This window comes from Reichenbachiella carrageenanivorans, assembly GCF_025639805.1.
In the GTDB taxonomy this organism is placed as follows: Bacteria; Bacteroidota; Bacteroidia; order Cytophagales; family Cyclobacteriaceae; genus Reichenbachiella; species Reichenbachiella carrageenanivorans.
On record NZ_CP106735.1, the window covers coordinates 3,091,779 to 3,112,171 of the forward strand.

Consider the following 20,393-nt stretch of genomic DNA (forward strand, 5'->3'; position numbering starts at 1 on the left):
AGATAACAAAAATTACCAATTGGCAACAGAAGAGTTGAAAATATCAAAAATGATTTGGTCGAAAATCTCATTTACGAATTCTTCTTCATTGGCGGATAAATCCTCTCTGTTTTGATCAAAGTCCTTGTAAAAGGAAAAGGTTTGGTCAAAATCAAATTGGTCGTCTTCTAGGTTAGCATAGGTGGCGGATACAAATATTGTAATTCTAGTCAGACTGGTCAAGTCTACTTTGCTGGGGTCTTCATTGGCTGATACCGCTACTGGTGTAAGTGTGTAATTGTCGATGCTACCTTCTAATTGCAAATCTCCTTCGCCGTTAACCAATACAAGGCTGGTGTTTTTGAGGTAGTAATCTTTGATCCTTTCGGTAAAGACGGCACTCATGTTGGAGGGGCCTAGTGGCGAATTGTTGTAAAACGTCTGAATCGAAATGGTTTTTACATTGGGCGAAATAGACGCGCCTGTGAATGAATACACTCCGCAGGAAGTATTCAATATGGCAAAAGCCACTAAAATGAAAAGACTAGTCTTCCAGTTCATAGTGTTTGATTTTTCTATATAAAGTACGCTCAGATATTCCGAGATCTTGGGCAGCGTATTTTCTTTTATTTCTATTTTTTCTCAAAGCACGAATGATTAGTTCCTTCTCTTTTTTCTCTATAGAGAGGGAATCATCCTGTTCTGTTTCGTGTGCGATGTCTTCCACCTTGTCGGAGTCAAAATCCTGATAATCGTCTTGGTTGAGTATGACGGGGGTATCCATTGGGTTTTCAGAAAAGTCTGAAAACTGCTCGTCTTTCAGCTCTAGGTTGCTAAATAGCTTGCCATGCTCTTTGATGATTTCGGCACGGTCGCTACTGTCACCAGCATTCTGCAGTACTAATTTCTTAAGTTCATTCATGTCCTTTTTCATATCAAAAAGGATCTTGTATAAAATGTCTCTTTCTGAGAATCCTTCACTACCAGCTGTGGCACCCGAGCGCTTGTCTAATAAGGCAGGCAAGTTGCTTATCTCTTGTGGAAGATATTTTTTCATGGTGTCCTCATCGAGCGTACGGTTCATCTCTAATACCGAAATTTGTTCTGCCAGATTTTTCAATTGACGAATATTGCCAGGAAACCTGAATTTCATGAGTGCTTCTTTGGCACCATCTGTCAGTTTGATTGCATCTACATGATATTGTTCTCCAAAGTCATAGGCAAATTTCCTGAAAAGTAGTTCGATATCCGATCCCCTCTCTCGGAGAGCAGGTACATATATTGGTACTGTGTTGAGTCTATAATATAGATCTTCTCTGAATTTCTTCTTTTCTACTGCATTGATCAGATTGACATTGGTGGCAGCCAGTACGCGTACATTTGTTTTTTGGACTTTTGAAGAACCTACTTTAATGAATTCTCCATTTTCAAGTACACGTAAAAGACGGGCTTGCGTACTCATGGGCATTTCTCCGATTTCATCTAGGAATATCGTGCCGCCGTCAGTTACTTCGAAGTATCCTTTTCTGGCTTCGTGCGCTCCTGTAAACGAGCCTTTTTCGTGACCAAAAAGCTCTGAATCTATAGTGCCTTCTGGGATAGCTCCACAGTTGATTGCGATAAATTGCCCATGCTTTCGCTTGCTTAACGAATGAATAATTTTTGAAAATGATTCTTTACCACTTCCACTTTCTCCAGTAATGAGCACACTCATGTCGGTAGGAGCTACTTGGGCGGCTACGTTGATGGCTTGGTTGAGCAATGGCGAGTTGCCAATGATCCCAAAACGTTGTTTGATGCTTAGAATTTCAGATTCTTTCACAAGTATGAGGGGTTAGTTTTCGACAACTGATGCCAATAGTGTGCCTGTGGTGACATCATTTACCTTCACATGTACATACTCTCCTTTTTTATACTCTCCAGCATCGAATACAGCTACGCGGTTGCAGGTAGTCCGACCTTGTAGTTGACTTTTAGACCTTTTGGAAAAACCTTCGATCAGTACTTTATAGGTTTTGCCGAGTGTCATTTTATTTCGTTCAATAGAGAGTTCTCTTTGCAAATTGATGATTTCGGTGAGCCTTCTTTTTTTAACATCCATAGGGATGTCGTCCTTGTATTTTTTTTCGGCCAGTGTGCCTGGTCTTTCGGAGTAGAAAAACATATACGAGTAGTCGTATCTCACGTATTCCATCAGAGACAAGGTGTCTTGGTGTTCTTCTTCTGTTTCTCCACAAAAACCAGCAATCATATCGCTAGAGATGCCACATTCCTGACCCAAGATTTCTCTGATTCGGTCGATCTTACTAATGTACCAATCCCTGTCATACGTACGGTTCATTCTTTCCAGTATTCTGGAATTGCCACTTTGGGCAGGGAAGTGGATGTACTTGCAGAGATTTTCGTATTTTTTCATCGTATAGAGGACATCGTCTGTGATGTCTTTGGGATGCGAGGTAGCAAAACGCACTCTTAGCAATGGGCTTACTAGCGCCACCATTTCCAGCAGGTCGGCAAAGTTGACGACTTCGCTTGCTTCACTTTTTTCTAATCTGGCTTTGTTATTTTGCTCTGGAGACCATTTGTAGGAGTCTACGTTTTGTCCCAGTAAGGTGACTTCTCTATAACCTTTGTCCAATAGGTCTTGAGCTTCTTTTACGACGGAATAGGGGTCTCTGCTTCTTTCGCGTCCACGAGTAAAAGGTACTACGCAAAAGGAGCACATATTGTCACAACCACGCATGATCGAAATAAATGCAGTTACACCATTGGAATTGAGCCGTACAGGGCTGATGTCTGCATAGGTTTCTTCACGAGAGAGGAAGGTGTTGACCGCCTTTTGACCAGTGCTTACTTCGTCTAGCATATTGGGTAGGTCTCGGTAGGCATCTGGGCCTACCACAAGGTCTACAATTTTTTCTTCTTCCAGTAGTTTTGATTTGAGGCGCTCAGCCATACAGCCGAGTACTCCAATGACCATTTCTGGATTTTTCTTTTTGTATTGATTGATTTCACTCAATCTATTTCTTACCGTGGTTTCAGCCTTTTCTCTAATAGAGCAAGTATTAAGAAACGTTACATCTGCCTCTTCGATAGATGAGGTTGTGCTATACCCTTCTTTTTTTAAGATAGAAGACACGATTTCACTATCGGAAAAGTTCATCTGACAACCATAACTTTCGATGTACAGTTTTTTTTGTCCGATGTTTTTCTCCTCTTTTGTAATATTAACGACGTCGCAACTTTCTTGCGTATTGTCAATAATATCTATATCACCAATTATCTCTTTCACCTGTACGTAATTTTTAAAAGATTGCAAAGATAAGGTAATCAAGACAAAATGTCAGACCTTATTTGGTTGCTAATTCAAATTCTTTTATCAATTGAAGTAATTATAATTTTAATCTTAGAATGCTTCATAATAGCCCATATTGAGTGATACTTTTATGCAGATGAGTATTGTGACTAATAAAATATTGATCTTTTGGGTAGGTGCTTTTTTGCTCCAACTATTTGCTTTTGCTTCCTTGGCTCAAGAGGAGTACTATATGGTATATCTGAAAATGGATATGCAAACTGCGCCATCCACTAGCGGGAGGGTTGTTTCAGGCGCTCAAAAACAATTGGATCTAAATGCACTTCCCAAGGTACTGGCGGTAGAACCATTGAGGTATGGAGGACAGTCGGCCTCTAGTCAAAGAACTTTTATCCAAAAGAGCAGATACCTTGATGGTATCTATAAGTTGAAGGTGGATACGACTGTTGATCTGGAAGTATGGCTTAGAGAAGTATCTGCCAACGAACAGGTGAAGTATGCGGAGGTGGAGGAGCCTGTTCAATTGTTACTCACACCCAATGACCCAAGCGTGCCTAGTCAAGACTATTTGACTAAGATAAAGGCCTATGATGCTTGGAATATCACTCAAGGAGATCCTTCTTATGTGATTGCGATTAGCGACAATGGTACTGATTATGATCATGAAGATCTTTTGGGTAATCTCTCCTACAATGTGGCAGATCCTGTGAATGGGATAGACGACGACAATAATGGCTACATAGATGATTATGTAGGGTGGGATCTGGCAGATGAAGATAATGATCCTCAAGGCGACCTGTCGGAAGGTGATGCTTCTCATGGGACACTGGTGGCGGGAATAGCCGCTGCGCAGACCAACAATGGTGTGGGCATAGCAGGCACAGGTTATCATAGTGTTTTTTATCCTATAAAAGTTTTTAGATCCTCTAATGGTTTCTCAAGAAATGCCTATGAATCCATCGTGTATGCTGCGGATCAGGGGTGTGAGGTGATTAATCTGTCTTGGGGAGTTGCGGCTACTTCTGGTTCGCAGGCCTTGCAAGATATTATCAATTATGCGGTGCTCGAAAAAAATATGGTGGTGGTAGCTGCCGCTGGGAATACGAATGCAGATTTGGATTTTTATCCTGCTTCTTACGATCATGTACTTTCTGTGGGGATGACTGATATAAATGACAATAAGCAAACTCATGCAACCTATAGCTATAAAATAGACCTGATGGCACCTGGGGCTTCTAACTACGCTACGGCCAATAATGATACTTATAAATCTGGTTCAGGATCTTCATTTGCGGCACCACAAGTGGCTGGTACGGCCGCTTTGGTGATGGACGCCTTCCCTGACTATAGTGCGATACAGGTGATGGAACAAATCAGAATGACCAGTGATGATATCTATGACGTGGGTGGCAATTCGATTTATGAAGGTAAGCTGGGCAAAGGGCGCTTAAATATGTATCGTGCAGTGTCCGAAAAAGAAGTAGCTTCGATAAGAAGTTATGGTTATTCCTACTCAGGGCCATTCGATAAGTTGTTGTTCAGAGATGATACTGTAACCGTTCATCTAAATTTCGTGAATATTCTGAGGCCAGTAAAAAATGCAGTAGTTCATATCAGTAGCACTTCTCCTCATGTAGAAATCCTTAATCATGCAGTAGCACTCGGTGCTTTAGAGACAATGGATTCTGTAAAAAATGTGATTGTCAAGATTCGTTTGACTTCGGATGCACCCACTAGTGAAAAGATTGGTTTTAGGATGACTTACACTGATATTTTGGGTTATGATGATTTCGAATACTTTGAGTTTACCACTGCACCTTCTTATCTGGAAATGAGTAATCAAAAAATAGCCATGATCGTAGAGTCGGATGGTCGACTAGGGCATATCAATGATGAGAGCAATCAAGGTTATGGACTGCTATACGATGGGCAGCAAGTCGCTCGGTTTATGGGAGTTGTGATGGGCACATCACCAGATTCTATTTCAGACAATGTCATCAATGATTTTACTGCCTATACGTACGAAGATGATTTGTCTGCTATTAAAAATATTAAATTCATTTCTCGTGATGAGGCCGATCTGTATAGTTTGGGTTCGTTGTCAGATGCAGGAGCTGACAAATCGCTTGGGTTGTTGATAGAGCAAGAGTTTTTGATTTGGAATGAGGCAAGTGATGCCGACTATCTAGTGGCAGAATACCGACTAACCAATACTACAGATAAGAGCAAAGCCAACATGAAATTTGGATGGTATATGGATTTTAATATTGGTGATTCCACCAAGAATTTTGTGAACTGGGAAGCCAGTCATCAGCTAGCCTACACGTATAGTATCGAAAATCCTGACCTGCTGATGGGGGTAGCTTTGATTACCAATCAAAATGTAATCGTCAATGCCATAGACTTGTTTGATCAGAATGAGTTGCCACTCGATATAGCCAATACATTTAGTGATCAGCTTAAATATGATATGCTCAATACCCAAAAGACCACTGCTGGGGATGCTGCAGGCTATGACGTAGCACAACTAGTGACTGCCGACTTGGGTACTTTTGCTGCTTTAGGCTCAGAAAAAATCGCTTATGCTTTGGTGTTTGCTACCGACTTGGCTACTCTCAAGGCCAACGTAGATAAGGCAACGGCTAAGTACAATGCTTTTTTGAATGCGCCACCGCTCAATCTGGTGGTGGGTGCCTGCGAAAACGAGGAACTACTTTTGGGTAATGAGGATCCTATAGCTGTGTATAGTGATGCGCTGGGAATTGATCTTCTGATGAGTGGCACAGATCTCAATTTAGGTTCTTTTGACCATAATAGTACGTTGTATTTTAAAGAAATCACGGGTGGGTATGAATCTGATGTTTACAAAATGCAGATATCTATAGCCAACCCACAAATAGACTTTAGCACTTCCCCTGAGATACTATATTTAGGAGACGATCCCAACAATGAAGTCCAGTTTCAAGACTTGAGTTTAGGTGGGGTAGTATGGAGTTGGAGTTTTGATAATGGCTCTTTTTCTTTGGTTCAAAATCCGAGAATTAGCTTCGATGCCGTAGGAAACTACTCCATTGACTTTACGGTGAGTACTGCCATCGGTTGTGAGGAGTCTTTGAATCGTACTTTCGTGGTAAAGCAGAGAGGGGTGAGTCCTGTTATTTCGGATCAAACGGTGTGTGAAGGAGCAGCAGTGAGTATTTCGGCAAGCAATTCTAATAGTCTTCGGTTTTTCAGTTCTAAGACTTCTGAGTTGCCTTTTTATGAAGGAGCCACATACGATATACCAGCACTTAACCAGAGCGTGACTTATTATGTGTCGTCAGATGCAGATACAGAGGAGAGTGCCAGAGTACCAGTGGTACTTACTGTAGATGCCGTGCATGCTGATTTCGAATTTCTACCAGATACTTTGGATATGAGTAGTGCCAGTCTGATTCGTGTCTTGGATAAGAGTACGGGTGGGACAGAGGTCGTTTGGAAGATGAATAATAAAATTACGGCAGGAAGTCAGTCGTTTGTGTATGATTTTGAAGGATTATCTAGTTTGTCTATTCATCAGCAAGTTACGAGTGTTAATGGCTGTGTATCTACCAAATATGAGGTCGTTCCTTTGCAAACAACAAGCAAAGGCGGAATTAGTGAACTGGATATTTGTGAATGGGAGCATGTGACCGCCAAGCCCCAGTTTGGAAGTCATTTTGTTTTTTATTCTGATAAAGATAAAACCCATATTTTGGATAAAGGAAAGGAGGCTGTCTTTGGGCCGATTCGTACAGATACTTCTTTTTTTATATCCAATATCACCCATTATTTGGAGAGTGATTTAGTGGAGTTTGAGATTGATGTAGATGAATTCGAAACCCAAATACTGGCGACGCCAGATAGCTTGCTGTTTGATCAGGGTAGAAATGCAACTTTTAGTATAGACAACAAGGAGGTGGTGAGCACCCGCTGGTTTCAAGACAATGGATTGCAAGCTTTCGTGGCTAGGCCTACTTTTAGCTATCAGCAGCCAGGTGATTATATGCTTACGGCGATTTCTAAAAATAAAAATGCCTGTGCAGATACGGCTACACTCTCTTATAAGGTTTATCAAATATTAGATGCAGCGCAGCACACCCAGTCTATCCGCTTATACCCCAATCCTGCTGCAGAAGTATTGACTATTCATACGGAGGCTTTGTTAGAAGATCTTGTGATCTTTGATGCTTTTGGTAGGGCATATACTTGCGCCTTACAGCAGTATGCTATGGGGCTATTTATTGAGGTGTCGCACTTGAGTCATGGAGTATATTTTCTACAAGGACATTCAGGTAATAATCACTTTAGTCTCAAATTTATCAAACAATAAAAGTAAAGCTATGCAGATACGCCAATATGCATGAGCGCATCTCCACGATTGATTACGGGATTATTGTTGATGGACAATACATGGCCGGTTAGGTGCGCTTTCATGGGGTGTTCAAATTCACCAAATGGCCCAGTGATCAGGCCAACTACGGCCCCTTTAGTTACTTCTTCGCCAGGCCTGAAAAACGAATGGTAGATACCTCCAGATTTGGCCCTTAGCCAAGAAGATTTTTTGATTAGTATACTGGTTCTGTTGGATTCGGGCGCTTCTGCTGTCATCTTGAGGTGTTTCATCACTCTCAAAAATCCATTTACCCCCTCATCGACAGCACTTTTTCTCAAGCGCTGAGATTCTCCTCCTTCATAGACCAAAATAGATTTGCCTTGCTTGGCGGCTTCTTTTCTGAAAGATTTTTCCCGAAAGGGGGAGTTGATAATGTATTTAGGCGAGAAGGCTTGAGCCAATTCAAAATTGTATGGATCATCTAGCATGGCTCGGATTTGTGGGTAGTTGTTGATCCGTGCCCCACCAGTATGAAAATCGATACCGAGGTCGATTAGTGGCAGAATGTCTTGTGATAATCGGTAGGCTAGTTGGCTAGCTAGCGAGCCATTTTGAGCCCCAGGAAAGGAGCGATTGATGTCTTTGCCTCCGTCGGTTACTTGTCGGGAGAAGTGGATAAAACCATAAATATTTAGGATAGGTATACATATGGTAGAGCCTATCAAAGGTTTGTTGAGCCCCTTGGCGACTATTCTTCGTACGATTTCTATACCATTGATCTCATCGCCATGCATGCCGCCAGTCACCAAGAGGGTAGGACCGGGTACCGTAGAGCGATGTACGATGATTGGGATGTCGATCGGTGTTCGGGTGGGTAGTTTGCCCACCTGAGCATCGATCTGTTTTTCTTCACCTGGAGCAATGGTTACATTGGCTATTTTAAAATCTTGTGGTGTCATAGATTAAGCATCTACTTTTTTCCTTTTCTTCAAACTATTAGTTTCAATGTACTCAATGATTTTTCCTGCGATATCTATACCTGTGGCTTTTTCGATGCCTTCAAGTCCTGGAGAAGAGTTGACTTCAAGGATGAGTGGCCCACGTTTAGACTGCAGCATGTCTACACCAGCGATTTTCAAACCCATGGCTTCTGCTGCTTTTAGGGCAGCTGTTTTCTCTGCACGTTTGAGTTTGATAATATTGGCGCTGCCGCCTCTGTGCAAGTTGGATCTAAATTCACCTTCTTTGCCTTGTCTTTTCATGGCACCTACTACTTCACCATTCACGATGAATGCTCGGATGTCTGCTCCGCCAGATTCTTCTATATATTCTTGAAGGATTACTCGGGCTTTCAGTCCTTCGAAGGCCTCTATGACCGACTTGGCAGCTTTTTTGGATTCGGCCAAGACTACGCCTAGGCCTTGTGTGCCTTCTAGAAGTTTGATTACTACAGGGGCATTGCCTACGAGTTCTAGGGTGTCGTTTTCCTCTTTAGAGAAATTCGTAAAGGCAGTTTTGGGCATACCTATACCTGACCTCGATAGAATTTGTAGGCTTCTTAATTTGTCTCTCGATCTGGTGATCGCTAGTGAACTAACAGCAGAGAAGACTTTCATCATTTCGAATTGTCTCACCACGGCCGTACCATAGAAGGTCACCGACGCACCAATCCGTGGTATGATGGCATCAATATTTTTTAGTTTTTGACCTTGGTAGTAAATAGATGGTCCTGATTCGTCGATGACGATGTCGCACTTTAGGTGATCTATGATGATGCCTTTGTGCCCTTTTTGCTCTATCGCTTCTAATAACCTTTTTGTTGAATACAAATTAGGGTTTCGAGATAGAATTGCGATTTTCATTTTGTGTTGTTTTTTAATTGATGCGATAAATTCGTTAAATCCACATCCACTATGTACCGATTGGCTAATAACTTTCGCCCCAGCAGTATAGGGAATTTCATTTCTGTACGGTCGGTTAGTGAAAAGGAGGTGTTGATCTGCTTTCCGAAAATCACGACAGTCGTTTTTATAATATATCTTTCTTCTACGTGACCAGAAGAACTTCTAATGTTTTTTGTTGTAAAATCAGAACTGTGAAATAGTGTTTCTTCGTCATTGCCATCTAGCGGGATGCTAAATACGATACTGTCTACACCATCAAAATCTCGATGCTCAATTTTAGAGCAATGTATAGAGGAGCGATTGGCTCCAGTGTCAATTTTGGCTTCAATGTTTTCAAGCCCAAATTCAGGTAAGTCTATTTTATCAATCCTTCCAATGGTCATTTTTTCCATAGGTAAAAACAAAATTTTAGAGTCACAAACAAGAATAATATAGGTGCACAAGTTAGTCTGCTTGAACGATTCAGGGGTATATATTGTGATATTTTCTTATAAATTAGAGTGTAGTTGAATGCGGTGATGTTAGCACATGGTATGTGCCTTTTGGAAAATATGTTTTAGGTGTAATTTTTCCCTTGAGTAATTAATTCTATACTTAAGCCGCTTCATGGAGAGCAGATTCTATCAGAATGTATTTGGTGGATTTTTCAGCGTGCTTGTTGAGTTAGAAGTTGACCTGATGGGTGGAGGATTTGTATAGAGGAGTAGTTGATAGCAAAGGTACTAGTGTCGTTTTTATGTTTGTGTTGTTTGTGAGAAAATTACTGCTGTGATTGAAATAGATGAGGCAGTAGATCAGTTAGCAATTTGTAGTTTGGTGGTTGATCTTTCGAAAAGGAATGGCAGGTCAATTGATGAACTTTGTGCTGAGCATCTATGCGGTGAGTACTTATGTTAGTAGAAACAGCAGCAGTCAATCATCCAACCATTAAGCTATGCAAAAAAAAGGATTCACGATTTTGGAGCAATGGATGACGAATTTCCAAATAGAAAAGGTGAAGCTAAAACTAAAAAGAGAACTATAATTGCCCTATGACTACAACCATCATTATCGTTTTCTGTTCTTTGTTGTTGATCGCTTATTTGTTCAATCTTACGTCAAAGCGAACTAAAATTCCGTCAGTCATCTTGCTACTGGTATTGGGCTGGGCTATCAAGCAAGGCACTGATTTTTTAGAGGTTAAAGTGCCTAATCTATCGGCTATTCTACCAGTGCTGGCTACCGCAGGTTTGATTCTGATTGTGCTGGAGGGGTCGTTAGAGCTGCGCCTCAATCGCTCTAAAATTTCGTTGATCAAACAGTCTTTTGTAGGGGCATTGTTGCCTATGATAGGTATGTCTTTTTTGCTGGCTTACTTGTTTTCTAGTATAAGCCATTTTCCTTTTCTCCAATGCTTGACCAATACCATACCGCTATGCATTATTAGTAGTGCGATCGCTGTGCCTAGCGTGTCGAATCTGTCTGAGTTTAATAAAGAGTTTGTGATTTACGAAAGCAGCCTGTCAGATATTCTTGGCGTTTTGCTGTTCAATTTTGTTTTGCTCTACGACAAGGTAGGGATGGCTTCTTTTGGTCATTTTAGTATCCAATTGATCGCTATCGTGTTTTTGTCCTTCGTGGCTACTATTGGACTGTCCTTGTTGATCAGTCGTATCGATCATCATGTCAAATTTATACCCATTATATTGCTGGTGATTCTGATCTATACCGTACTCAAGATCTATCATCTACCAGCTCTTATCTTTATTTTAATCTTCGGACTTTTTATTGGAAATGTAGAACGACTGAGGTGGTTTGCTTGGATCGATAAATTTCATGTAGAAGAACTTGAAAAAGAAAGTGAGAAATTCAAGGATTTAACCATCGAGTTGGCTTTTTTAGTTCGAGCTTTGTTTTTTATTCTGTTTGGCTTCTTATTGGAGACACCTGATATTTTGAATATTCAGACCTTGGCTTGGTCAGCTGGTATAGTTGCCCTTTTCTTTGGGGTACGTAGCATACAGCTATGGCTGTCAGGTTTACCATTCAAGCCTTTGCTTTTTGTCGCACCACGTGGGTTAATCACCATATTGTTGTTTATGAGTATAGCGCCATCGCTCAAGATTCCATTTGTCAACAATTCGTTGATCATTCAGATCATCTTACTGACGGCTGTAGTAATGACAGTTGGTTTGATGACATCAAAATCCGAAGATAAGGAAGATATAGAGGATGAAGGTGAAGAAAATATTGTAAAGATAGACGAGCAAGATATTGAGGAAGAGTATTAAATTTAAAAGAAGAAGTATCATTCTAAATCATTAGATCGATCATGAAAAAGACGACCTTCCTTTTGCTACTTATCAGTATATGCTTTGTGAGTGAGCGTTTGCAAGCTCAGGAATCAACGGAAAAAGAAGCAAAAAACAGCATCAGTATTTCTTTGGGACACACTCATGTGATCAAGGGGGTACGTGATGGTAAAAACCAGTGGCTTGCGTTGCCTTCTTGGGCGATAGATTACAACCGTGAGCTCAACGAATCATGGTATGTAGGCCTGCACAATGAGATAATCACCGAGGATTTTGAGGTAAAGTCTGCTAAAGAAGAAGTCATAGAAAGGACTTTTCCTGTTAGTATGGTGGCAGTTGTTGGCTTCAGACCCAAAGAGTATTTGTCGTTTATAGTTGGAGGAGGTGCTGAGTGGGCCGAAGAAGAAACCTTTCAAGTGATACGTTTGGGTGTCGAACCAGCCTTTCCTATTTCTGATTATATGGAATTAGTAATAGGAGCAATGTATGATTTCAAAATCAATGCCTATAACAGTTGGAGCATCAGCTTTGGTGTGGCACGAAAGTTTTAAAAAATATTTTGTTGTTCGGCATGGCTGTTGATAGTTGTTCGAATATAAAAAAGAGGTGCTTAGGCATCTGCCAATTAAATAATTCACATATATCGTTTACCTAATTTATTTCAAAATGAAAACTACAATGAACACCATAGGTTTTATGTTAGCCATGCTGCTAATCACCAACCTATCTTTTGCCCAAGTAAAAAGCGACTACGACAAGGAAGCGGATTTTACACAATACAAGTCATACACTTTTGCTGGTTGGCAAGATGATAGTGATAAAATTCTTAATGATTTTGATAAAAAAAGAATACTAGATGCCTTGAAATCTGAGTTTTCCGATAGGGGCATGGAATTGGTAGAAGCAGATGGTGATGCCGTGATTACGCTCTTCGTAGTAGTAAATCAAAAGACTAGCACGACCGCCTATACGGACTTCAATGGCGGCATGGGATATAGAGGCCGTTGGGGCTGGGGTATGGGAGCAGGTATGGCTACAGCTACTACTACCTATTCTGAAAATGACTACAACGAAGGTACGCTAGTCATAGATATGTATGATGCCAGTGGAAAGCAATTGATATGGCAGGGCGTGATGACCTCTACCGTTCAGGAAAAGCCAAAGAAAAGGGAAAAAACCATTCCAAAGAAAATGGCCAAACTGATGAAGTCCTACCCTGTGAAAAAGAAATAAAACAGAAATGAGGGTTTCTCTCCATATATGGGGGGAAACCCTTTTTTTAATCCCTTCTCTGGGAGTGAAAAAAAGACCACTGTAGCAAAGTGCGTAGAGAAACTGGACAACATTCTACAAGAGTCTTAACAATATTTTAACTTCACGTCTAAAATCAAATACATCATTCAAATAACCAACCCAAAGGGTTAAATCAATGAAAATACTGGCAATAGGAAGGAACTATGCAAAGCACATCGAGGAATTAAACAATGAAAGACCAGACGAACCCGTGGTCTTTGGTAAACCAGAAACGGCCATTCTTAAAAATAATGCGCCTTTTTATTATCCAGACTTTTCTACAGATATTCACTATGAAGTAGAGATTTTGCTCAAAATCTGTAAAGTGGGCAAAAACATTGATGAGAAATTTGCACACAAGTACTATGATGAAATAGGAATTGGAGTAGATTTTACCGCACGAGACTTGCAATCCAAAGCCAAAACAAAAGGGTTGCCCTGGGACTTGGCTAAAGGATTCAACGGCTCTGCGCCCATTTCCGAGTTTATATCGAAATCCAACTACGACTTGTCCAATCTCAATTTTGGTCTAAAAAAAGACGGGCAGGATGTGCAAGTAGGCAATACTTCTATGATGCTTTTTAGTTTTGATTACATTGTCTCTTATGTATCTAAATTTTTCATGTTGAAAAAAGGGGACATCATTTTTACAGGTACCCCAGAGGGCGTGGGGCCTATACAAATTGGGAACAGACTGGAAGCCTTTATTGAGGATAAAAAAATGATGGATTTTGAGATTAAATAAAATACTGCCCTTCTTATTTTTTATAGTTTTTGATGGACTGAGTCAAGACGTTCCGCAGCGTGGAGATTTCATGTTTCCCGTTCGCCCGAGACAGGAAAATTACTTGGCAGGTAGTATGGGAGAGTTGCGGTCTTCACACTTTCATACAGGGTTAGACATCAAAACCAGCGGCATTACAGGATTGCCCATATATGCTTCTGCCGATGGTTATATCCAGCGTATTCGAGTATCATTGGGAGGCTATGGCAATGCCTTGTATTTGGCACATCCTGAGACGGGAGCTGTGACTGTTTATGCACATCTCAAGTCTTTCAATGACGAAATTGCCGAATATGTACGTACACAGCAGTATGCCGAAGAAAACTTTCAGGTGGATTTGTATCCTGCCAAAAACCAATTTTCCTATAAAAAAGGGGAGATTATAGCCCTTTCGGGAAACTCTGGTTCTTCTTCTGGGCCACATTTGCATTTCGAAGTTAGGACTTTAAGCCACCGAGCACTGGATCCTTTGGATTACGGCTTCGATGAAATCGTGGATAGTCAGCCGCCAGTGTTGGCCTCAGTGGCTTTTGTGACTATGGATGCAGATGCCAGAATCAATGGCATGTATGGTCGGGTGGAGTTCGATGTAGTTACCGATGCGCAAGGCAATGCTTCTATACCAGAAGGCATCTCACTTTTTGGAAATATAGGAGTGGAGGTCTATGCGTATGATCAGTTTGACGGTGCTAGAAATAGAAATGGAATTCGTTTTCAAACTTTGATGCTCGATGGCAAGCCAGCTTTTAGTCAGCAAATAGATAAGCTAAACTTTGGCTTGCAGCGCAATATATTGGTGCACACCAATTACAAAAGATCACAAGAAGGTGGTAGAAGATTCAATAAACTTTATGTGGATCATGGCAATGGACTGAGGTTCTATGAGACCAACGAACAATCGGGTGTGCTCAGAATCTATGATCCTTTGGAGCATCGCATAGATATCCGATTGGAAGATGCCTATGGGAATATCAATCAAGTTAATATCAAAGTGAATGATAATGGATTTAGTAGGAGTAGGGATTTGAAACACACCTACGCATTGGACAGCAAAGGATTTGATGTGATGGGGCATTTGTTGGAGATAGAAAGTACAAAAGGACATTGTGATGCAATTTTCTATTTGAATGGGAATCCTGAGAAGGTAGACATGGCGTATTACACCAATACGAGTCATCACTATTTGTGGGATTTGCGAAACGGGTTGCCAGACTCTGCACAACTGTGCGAGAAGACTATATCTTTCAATTTGGCAGCGACTATTCCGTCTGAACAAAAAATAACATGGGAAGGTGAAGGGATTAGAATTGTATTTCCCAAGTATGCTTTGTTTGATACGGCATACCTGCATTATCAGAAGAGAAGGTTAGCGGATAGCTCAGAGGTTTTTGAACTGGACAATGCAGTAGTGCCCCTTCGGCAGTTTATAACCGTGCACCTTAAACCTACGGGTGTCTACGATATGCTAAAGTCTGGTGTCTATGCTTTGGATGGCCGTGGAGGGTTAGGTTTCGTAGGTGGTGATTGGGAAGGAGATGAGATGGTTTTCAAGACCAGAGATTTGGTGGCATACACGATAGCTACAGATAGTATTCCACCAGTCATTTCACAGAAAGTATCTCGAAAAGGGCGCTTAAAGTTTAAAATAGAAGATAAGATGTCAGGCATACATTCCGTCAGGGCTACGCTTAATGGAGCATGGTTACTTATGCATTTCGATGCCAAGTCTGGCTACATTTGGACCGACGAGTGGGTGGACGTGTCTGGGCAATTTTCCCTGGCCGTCAAGGATAATGCCAACAACATCACCCGTTTTGAGGCTACTTACTAGCCGTGAATACTTGTCAGTAGTAAAGCGGTTTACTCCTCAGTCAATATAAATGGGAAGCGTGTTTTGATATTCAATTATTTGAGATTAATTTCATGCATTGATGCCAAATCTGAATTCAAATAACTAACCAAAATTAAGGTCTGAATCAAAGTTTAGATCTATTGAACTTCCGATTTGATCACTTCTAAAAACTATTAAATAATGAAAAGAAAAATTGGAATAGCAATAGCAGCAATATTGTATGCTGGTATAGCAATGGCGCAAAAGCCAGTGGCGAGTTTTCCTTTTGAACAATATGGAGATCATTCGTTCATTAAGGTGAAAGTCAACGGTTCAGAAGAATTGGATTTTATTTTTGATACGGGAGATGGACTCACCGTGCTCAACATCGCCAGAGCAAAGGAACTAGGAATGGCTTCTGGGTCTGATGCCACTACTACTAGTGCCGAAGGAACTATTAGCGGAAAGCTAGTGAAACACAATGAGTTGACTGTGGGTGGTGCACCTATACACAACATCAAAGTGTATGAAACGGTATTGACACATTTGGAAATTAGCATCGGTAAAGATATCGATGGGATCATCGGATACGACATTTTAAAAAACTATGTGGTATCTATGAATTACGACAAAAAGAAGATCGACCTCTACGATCCTGCTACTTATAAGTATAAGGGCAAAGGCACGATGATGGGTATCAACTTGACATCTTTCATTCCGCACATCATGGGGCAGGTGACTCTAGAAAATGGAGAAAAAGTAATGGGTGAGTTTTTTGTAGATACTGGAGCAAAGGCTACGATAGACTTCAATACACCTTTTGTAGAATCCAATGATTTGACGTCTAAAGTAGGAGATAGTTACATCTATTTAGTTGCTGGCTTGGGAGATACGGAATATGAACATCATAGAGGCAGAGTGAAAAGTTTTGCTTTCGAAAATTTTGCTTTTACAGACATGCCAGTAGGACTGAGTCATGCCAAGAGTGGGATTCAAAATCACAAGAAAGTAGCTGGAATCATAGGTAGTGGCGTATTGAGCAAATTCAATATTGTATACAATTATGCTCAGAAAAAAATGTACTGGGAAAAATCAGACACTTATGATGATGCTTTTGTAGTGAATGCTTCAGGTATCGAATTACAATTGAGCAAAGACAAATCTCAGGTGCTGGTACATAAGGTGTTTGAAAACAGCCCTGCATTCGATGCAGGTATCGAAGTGGACACAGCGATAGATGCGATAGATGGTCAGAATGCCATCGACTTGGGCTTGGCCCAACTGAGAGATTTGTTGTCTGAAGACGGCGGGACGGTTGTGCTCACTATAGCAGGAGAAGAAATCGAATTACAATTGAAGAAGATGCTCTAAGCAATCTCCTCAACATACGATATCAATGGCTTGTAATATTTTATTGCAAGCCATTTTTATTTCTTCTTTAGTAATCGTCAAAGGAGGAGCAATACGCATGGCATTGTCGCAGAATAAGAACCAATCTGATAATATGCCGTCTTCAAGCAGTTGATGAATGATTTTATCTAGCCGTTCGAACGAATCAAAGGCAACAGCCATCATGAGACCTTTGCTTCTTACTTCTATAATTTGTTCGTGCTTGAGTAAGGAATGAAAAAGCGCTTCTTTTTCGGCTACTTGAGAAATGAGCTGTTCGCTCTGCAGTACCCTGAGTGTAGCCAAAGAAGCAGCGGCACTTACAGGATGCCCACCGAAAGTGGTGATGTGTCCAAGGATAGGGTCATGAGTCAGGTCGTGCATGATGTTTTTTGACGAGATGAATGCACCTATCGGCATACCGCCGCCCATGCCCTTGGCACAGAGCAAAATATCTGGCGTCACGCCATAGTGTTCAAAAGCCCAAAATTTGCCTGTACGACCAAATCCACACTGGACTTCGTCGAATATAAGTAGTGTTCCTGTCTTATTACAGCGTGCTCGTAAGGCTTCGAAATAGCTGCTGTCCGTTTGTCTTACACCCGCTTCTCCTTGTACGGTTTCTATGATCACGGCAGCCGTTAGGTCATCGATCTGCTCCAGATCTTCTGGACTACCAAACCCTATCTGATGGGTGTCTGGTAGGAGTGGGAGAAACGGTGCCTTGAGAGATTCGCCTCCAGCTACGGACAAGGCGCCCATAGTTGCCCCGTGATAGGCATTGCAGCATGATAGAACCTTGCTTCTGCCTGTATGCCTTTTCGCTAATTTTAGAGCCCCTTCGGTAGCTTCACTGCCTGAATTTACAAGAAATACGTTGTCCAGAGAGTCAGGTAGAGTTTGTGTGATGGCATGCGCCAATTGTACTTGAGGAGCGGTGACGAACTCTCCATAGACCATCAAGTGTAGATGTCGGTCTACTTGACTTTTGATTGCCTCTACTACCTTAGGGTGTCTGTGGCCAATGGTGCTCACACCAATACCAGAGATCAGGTCGAGATAGGCTTTGTTGTCTTGGTCGTACATATATACACCTTCGGCTCGTTCTATTTCGAGTGCTAGGGGTGACTCAGAGGTTTGACCGAGATGTTGGAGGAAGAGTTGTCTGTTGTTCATAAATAAAAAAAGCTGCCTAAATTTAATATAATTCAGGCAGCTCTAAAATTTTGTTGGAATTTGTCTTAGGCGTTCTTTCTTGCGATTGCTTTCTTAGCTGCTTCTACAATATTTTCTACGCTTAGACCATATTTTGCTAGTAGCTCTACTGGTTTTCCGCTTTCGCCAAAAGAATCATCTACACCGATAATTTCTAGAGGTTTGGGATTGTTTCTTGCTAGCAATGAAGAGATACTTTCTCCTAATCCGCCAGCTATCTGATGCTCTTCGGCAGATACTGCACAACCTGTTTTTTCTACAGACTCTAAGATCGCTTTAGCATCTAGAGGCTTGATCGTATGGATGTTGATGATTTCTGCGGAAATACCCTGTTCGGCAAGAATTTCTTCTGCTTCGATTGCCAACCATAGCATATGACCCGTGGCGAAGATAGATACGTCTGATCCTTCTACGAAGTTGATGGCTTTGCCAATTTCAAATTTCTGATTCGGATCAGTGAAAATCGGCCAAGCTGGACGTCCAAATCTCAAATAAGCAGGGCCTTCGTAATCCACAAGCGCCAAAGTAGCTGCTTTGGTCTGATTATAGTCGCAAGGGTTAATTACGGTCATGTTGGGGAGCATTTTCATCATGCCAATGTCTTCCAGTACCTGATGCGTAGCGCCATCTTCACCCAGCGTTAGCCCAGCGTGCGAAGCGCATATTTTTACGTTCTTCTCAGAGTAGGCGATAGACTGCCTGATTTGGTCATATACTCTGCTGGTAGAGAAATTGGCAAAAGTACCAGTGAATGGAATCTTGCCACCAATGGTCATACCAGCTGCGATACCCATCATATTGGCTTCGGCGATACCCACTTGTACAAATCTTTCTGGGAATTCCTTAATGAAATCTCCCATTTTCAACGAGCCGATCAAATCAGCGCAAAGAGCCACTACGTTAGGGTTTTTTCGACCAGCCTCTACGAGGCCAGCACCAAACCCTGATCTTGTGTCTTTTTTTTCTGTGTATGTATATTTAGTCATCGTCAGTCAAGATTTAGTAATCACCCAAAGTTTCTTCCAATTGCGCCAAAGCCTTTTCTAGATCTTCGTCGTTTGGCGCTATGCCATGCCATTTGTGAGTGCCTTCCATGAAGTCTACTCCAGCACCCATTTCTGTAGTCATTAGGATCAAAACAGGCTTTTCTTTTTTAGAAAGTGATTTGGCTAATTTCAAGTTAGAAACGATGTCTTCCATTTGGTTTCCGTTGGCTTCGATGACCGTCCATCCAAAAGCTTCCCACTTGGCTTTGAGATCGCCCATGTCGTTTACTTCACTGGTAGGGCCGTCGATTTGCTGGCCATTGAAGTCAACCGCAGCGATCAAATTGTCTACCTTGTTGCTAGCGGCAAACATGGCAGCTTCCCATACTTGACCTTCTTGCAACTCGCCGTCGCCCATTAGAGCAAATACGGTAGAAGTGTCTCCATTTAATTTCTTAGTCAATGCTGTGCCGATGGCTACAGACAATCCCTGTCCCAAAGAGCCAGAGGCGATTCTGATGCCAGGCAATCCTTCTTCTGTAGCAGGGTGACCTTGTAGGCGAGTGCCCATTTTTCTGAATGTGGCCAGCTCCTTTACATCGAAATATCCGCTACGAGCCAATACGCTATAAAACACAGGGGAGATGTGTCCATTAGACAAAAAGAAGACATCTTCGTTTTGTGCATCTGGATTGAAACCCTTGTCATGCTTCATGATGTGAAAATACAAGGCGACCAAATAATCGGTACAGCCTAAAGAACCACCCGGATGACCGGACTGAGCGCCATGAACCATACGAACGATGTCACGTCGGACTTGGCTTGCAATTGATTTTAATTTTTCTATATCTGGATATTGATCCATGGGAAAGTGATTTTTGACGCGAAGATATAATAGAATGGAATGAGATGCTAAATGAATCTAAAAGATATGCCCAACTTTCTTAGGAAATGACAGCGGCACACAAATAAAATAAACACAAAACACACCCTGTAGTCGCTTTATATCGTTCATATATTCCATATTTACCATTTCGGGTAGAGTAAGAAA

16 protein-coding genes are annotated in these 20,393 nt (G+C 41.5%); 7 read left to right on the forward strand and 9 right to left on the reverse strand.

Features of this window, described 5'->3' with window-relative positions:
- Positions 1 to 12: 12 nt before the first annotated feature.
- Genes lptE through miaB form a run of 3 tightly spaced genes read right to left on the reverse strand, consistent with a single transcriptional unit; the run spans position 13 to position 3,271 of the window.
- On the reverse strand, positions 13 to 540 hold the full coding sequence (gene lptE / locus N7E81_RS12345; protein WP_263049895.1) for an LPS assembly lipoprotein LptE: 528 nt from the start codon (positions 538 to 540) through the stop codon (positions 13 to 15).
- Positions 524 to 1,801 carry a sigma-54 interaction domain-containing protein gene (locus tag N7E81_RS12350; protein WP_263049896.1) on the reverse strand — a complete coding sequence of 426 codons (1,278 nt, stop codon included), beginning with the start codon at positions 1,799 to 1,801 and terminating at the stop codon, positions 524 to 526. The genes lptE and N7E81_RS12350 overlap by 17 nt, the downstream gene beginning before the upstream one ends.
- A gap of 12 nt (positions 1,802 to 1,813) precedes the next feature.
- Entirely contained in the window at positions 1,814 to 3,271 is a 1,458-nt protein-coding gene (gene miaB / locus N7E81_RS12355) for a tRNA (N6-isopentenyl adenosine(37)-C2)-methylthiotransferase MiaB (RefSeq protein ID WP_263049897.1), read from the reverse strand.
- Between the two features lie 139 nt (positions 3,272 to 3,410).
- On the opposite strand from miaB, the gene N7E81_RS12360 reads away from it, so the two are divergent.
- Positions 3,411 to 7,646: a S8 family serine peptidase gene (locus N7E81_RS12360; protein WP_263049898.1), complete on the forward strand. Its 4,236-nt coding sequence runs from the start codon at positions 3,411 to 3,413 to the stop codon at positions 7,644 to 7,646.
- Positions 7,647 to 7,654: 8 nt separating this feature from the next.
- On the opposite strand, the gene N7E81_RS12365 is transcribed toward N7E81_RS12360, so the two are convergent.
- The 3 genes from N7E81_RS12365 to N7E81_RS12375 are packed head-to-tail and all read right to left on the reverse strand — an operon-like array spanning position 7,655 to position 9,945.
- Positions 7,655 to 8,608, reverse strand: coding sequence for a succinylglutamate desuccinylase/aspartoacylase family protein (locus tag N7E81_RS12365; protein WP_263049899.1), 954 nt, complete (start codon positions 8,606 to 8,608; stop codon positions 7,655 to 7,657).
- 3 nt (positions 8,609 to 8,611) lie between these two features.
- A complete protein-coding gene (gene rimK, locus N7E81_RS12370) occupies positions 8,612 to 9,511 on the reverse strand; it encodes a 30S ribosomal protein S6--L-glutamate ligase (protein ID WP_263049900.1) in 900 nt (299 codons plus the stop codon).
- Positions 9,508 to 9,945 carry an ATP-dependent zinc protease family protein gene (locus N7E81_RS12375; protein ID WP_263049901.1) on the reverse strand — a complete coding sequence of 146 codons (438 nt, stop codon included), beginning with the start codon at positions 9,943 to 9,945 and terminating at the stop codon, positions 9,508 to 9,510. Before N7E81_RS12375 ends, rimK begins: the two co-directional genes overlap by 4 nt.
- A gap of 639 nt (positions 9,946 to 10,584) precedes the next feature.
- On the opposite strand from N7E81_RS12375, the gene N7E81_RS12380 reads away from it, so the two are divergent.
- The 6 genes from N7E81_RS12380 to N7E81_RS12405 all read left to right on the forward strand — a co-directional run bounded on the left by N7E81_RS12380 (position 10,585) and on the right by N7E81_RS12405 (position 17,123).
- The gene (locus tag N7E81_RS12380) at positions 10,585 to 11,823 is read left to right on the forward strand and encodes a cation:proton antiporter (RefSeq protein ID WP_263049902.1); all 1,239 of its coding nucleotides are present in this window, start codon (positions 10,585 to 10,587) and stop codon (positions 11,821 to 11,823) included.
- A gap of 41 nt (positions 11,824 to 11,864) precedes the next feature.
- Entirely contained in the window at positions 11,865 to 12,395 is a 531-nt protein-coding gene (locus tag N7E81_RS12385; protein WP_263049903.1) for a hypothetical protein, read from the forward strand.
- A gap of 115 nt (positions 12,396 to 12,510) precedes the next feature.
- Complete coding sequence (locus tag N7E81_RS12390) at positions 12,511 to 13,077, forward strand: DUF4136 domain-containing protein (protein WP_263049904.1); 567 nt, start codon at positions 12,511 to 12,513, stop codon at positions 13,075 to 13,077.
- Positions 13,078 to 13,273: 196 nt separating this feature from the next.
- Positions 13,274 to 13,882 carry a fumarylacetoacetate hydrolase family protein gene (locus N7E81_RS12395; protein WP_263049905.1) on the forward strand — a complete coding sequence of 203 codons (609 nt, stop codon included), beginning with the start codon at positions 13,274 to 13,276 and terminating at the stop codon, positions 13,880 to 13,882.
- Positions 13,869 to 15,752, forward strand: coding sequence for a M23 family metallopeptidase (locus N7E81_RS12400; RefSeq protein WP_263049906.1), 1,884 nt, complete (start codon positions 13,869 to 13,871; stop codon positions 15,750 to 15,752). Before N7E81_RS12395 ends, N7E81_RS12400 begins: the two co-directional genes overlap by 14 nt.
- A 201-nt stretch (positions 15,753 to 15,953) precedes the next feature.
- Positions 15,954 to 17,123, forward strand: coding sequence for an aspartyl protease family protein (locus tag N7E81_RS12405; RefSeq protein WP_263049907.1), 1,170 nt, complete (start codon positions 15,954 to 15,956; stop codon positions 17,121 to 17,123).
- Positions 17,124 to 17,132: 9 nt separating this feature from the next.
- Here the strand turns inward: N7E81_RS12405 and N7E81_RS12410 are convergent, their stop codons facing one another.
- From N7E81_RS12410 to N7E81_RS12420, 3 genes are all read right to left on the reverse strand, one after another.
- Complete coding sequence (locus N7E81_RS12410; RefSeq protein ID WP_263049908.1) at positions 17,133 to 18,317, reverse strand: aspartate aminotransferase family protein; 1,185 nt, start codon at positions 18,315 to 18,317, stop codon at positions 17,133 to 17,135.
- A 65-nt stretch (positions 18,318 to 18,382) separates the two neighbouring features.
- Entirely contained in the window at positions 18,383 to 19,342 is a 960-nt protein-coding gene (locus N7E81_RS12415) for a transketolase family protein (RefSeq protein ID WP_263049909.1), read from the reverse strand.
- A 13-nt stretch (positions 19,343 to 19,355) separates the two neighbouring features.
- On the reverse strand, positions 19,356 to 20,207 hold the full coding sequence (locus N7E81_RS12420) for a transketolase (protein WP_263049910.1): 852 nt from the start codon (positions 20,205 to 20,207) through the stop codon (positions 19,356 to 19,358).
- Between the last annotated feature and the right edge of the window lie 186 nt (positions 20,208 to 20,393).

What these genes read in the sequence shown, in the direction of transcription:
- lptE (WP_263049895.1), bottom strand. Translation starts at nt 540, where the DNA reads ATGAACTGGAAGACTAGTCTTTTCATTTTAGTGGCTTTTGCCATATTG.
- N7E81_RS12365 (WP_263049899.1), bottom strand. Translation starts at nt 8,608, where the DNA reads ATGACACCACAAGATTTTAAAATAGCCAATGTAACCATTGCTCCAGGT.
- rimK (WP_263049900.1), bottom strand. Translation starts at nt 9,511, where the DNA reads ATGAAAATCGCAATTCTATCTCGAAACCCTAATTTGTATTCAACAAAA.
- N7E81_RS12375 (WP_263049901.1), bottom strand. Translation starts at nt 9,945, where the DNA reads ATGGAAAAAATGACCATTGGAAGGATTGATAAAATAGACTTACCTGAA.
- N7E81_RS12380 (WP_263049902.1), top strand. Translation starts at nt 10,585, where the DNA reads ATGACTACAACCATCATTATCGTTTTCTGTTCTTTGTTGTTGATCGCT.
- N7E81_RS12385 (WP_263049903.1), top strand. Translation starts at nt 11,865, where the DNA reads ATGAAAAAGACGACCTTCCTTTTGCTACTTATCAGTATATGCTTTGTG.
- N7E81_RS12390 (WP_263049904.1), top strand. Translation starts at nt 12,511, where the DNA reads ATGAAAACTACAATGAACACCATAGGTTTTATGTTAGCCATGCTGCTA.
- N7E81_RS12395 (WP_263049905.1), top strand. Translation starts at nt 13,274, where the DNA reads ATGAAAATACTGGCAATAGGAAGGAACTATGCAAAGCACATCGAGGAA.
- N7E81_RS12405 (WP_263049907.1), top strand. Translation starts at nt 15,954, where the DNA reads ATGAAAAGAAAAATTGGAATAGCAATAGCAGCAATATTGTATGCTGGT.
- N7E81_RS12410 (WP_263049908.1), bottom strand. Translation starts at nt 18,317, where the DNA reads ATGAACAACAGACAACTCTTCCTCCAACATCTCGGTCAAACCTCTGAG.
- N7E81_RS12415 (WP_263049909.1), bottom strand. Translation starts at nt 19,342, where the DNA reads ATGACTAAATATACATACACAGAAAAAAAAGACACAAGATCAGGGTTT.
- N7E81_RS12420 (WP_263049910.1), bottom strand. Translation starts at nt 20,207, where the DNA reads ATGGATCAATATCCAGATATAGAAAAATTAAAATCAATTGCAAGCCAA.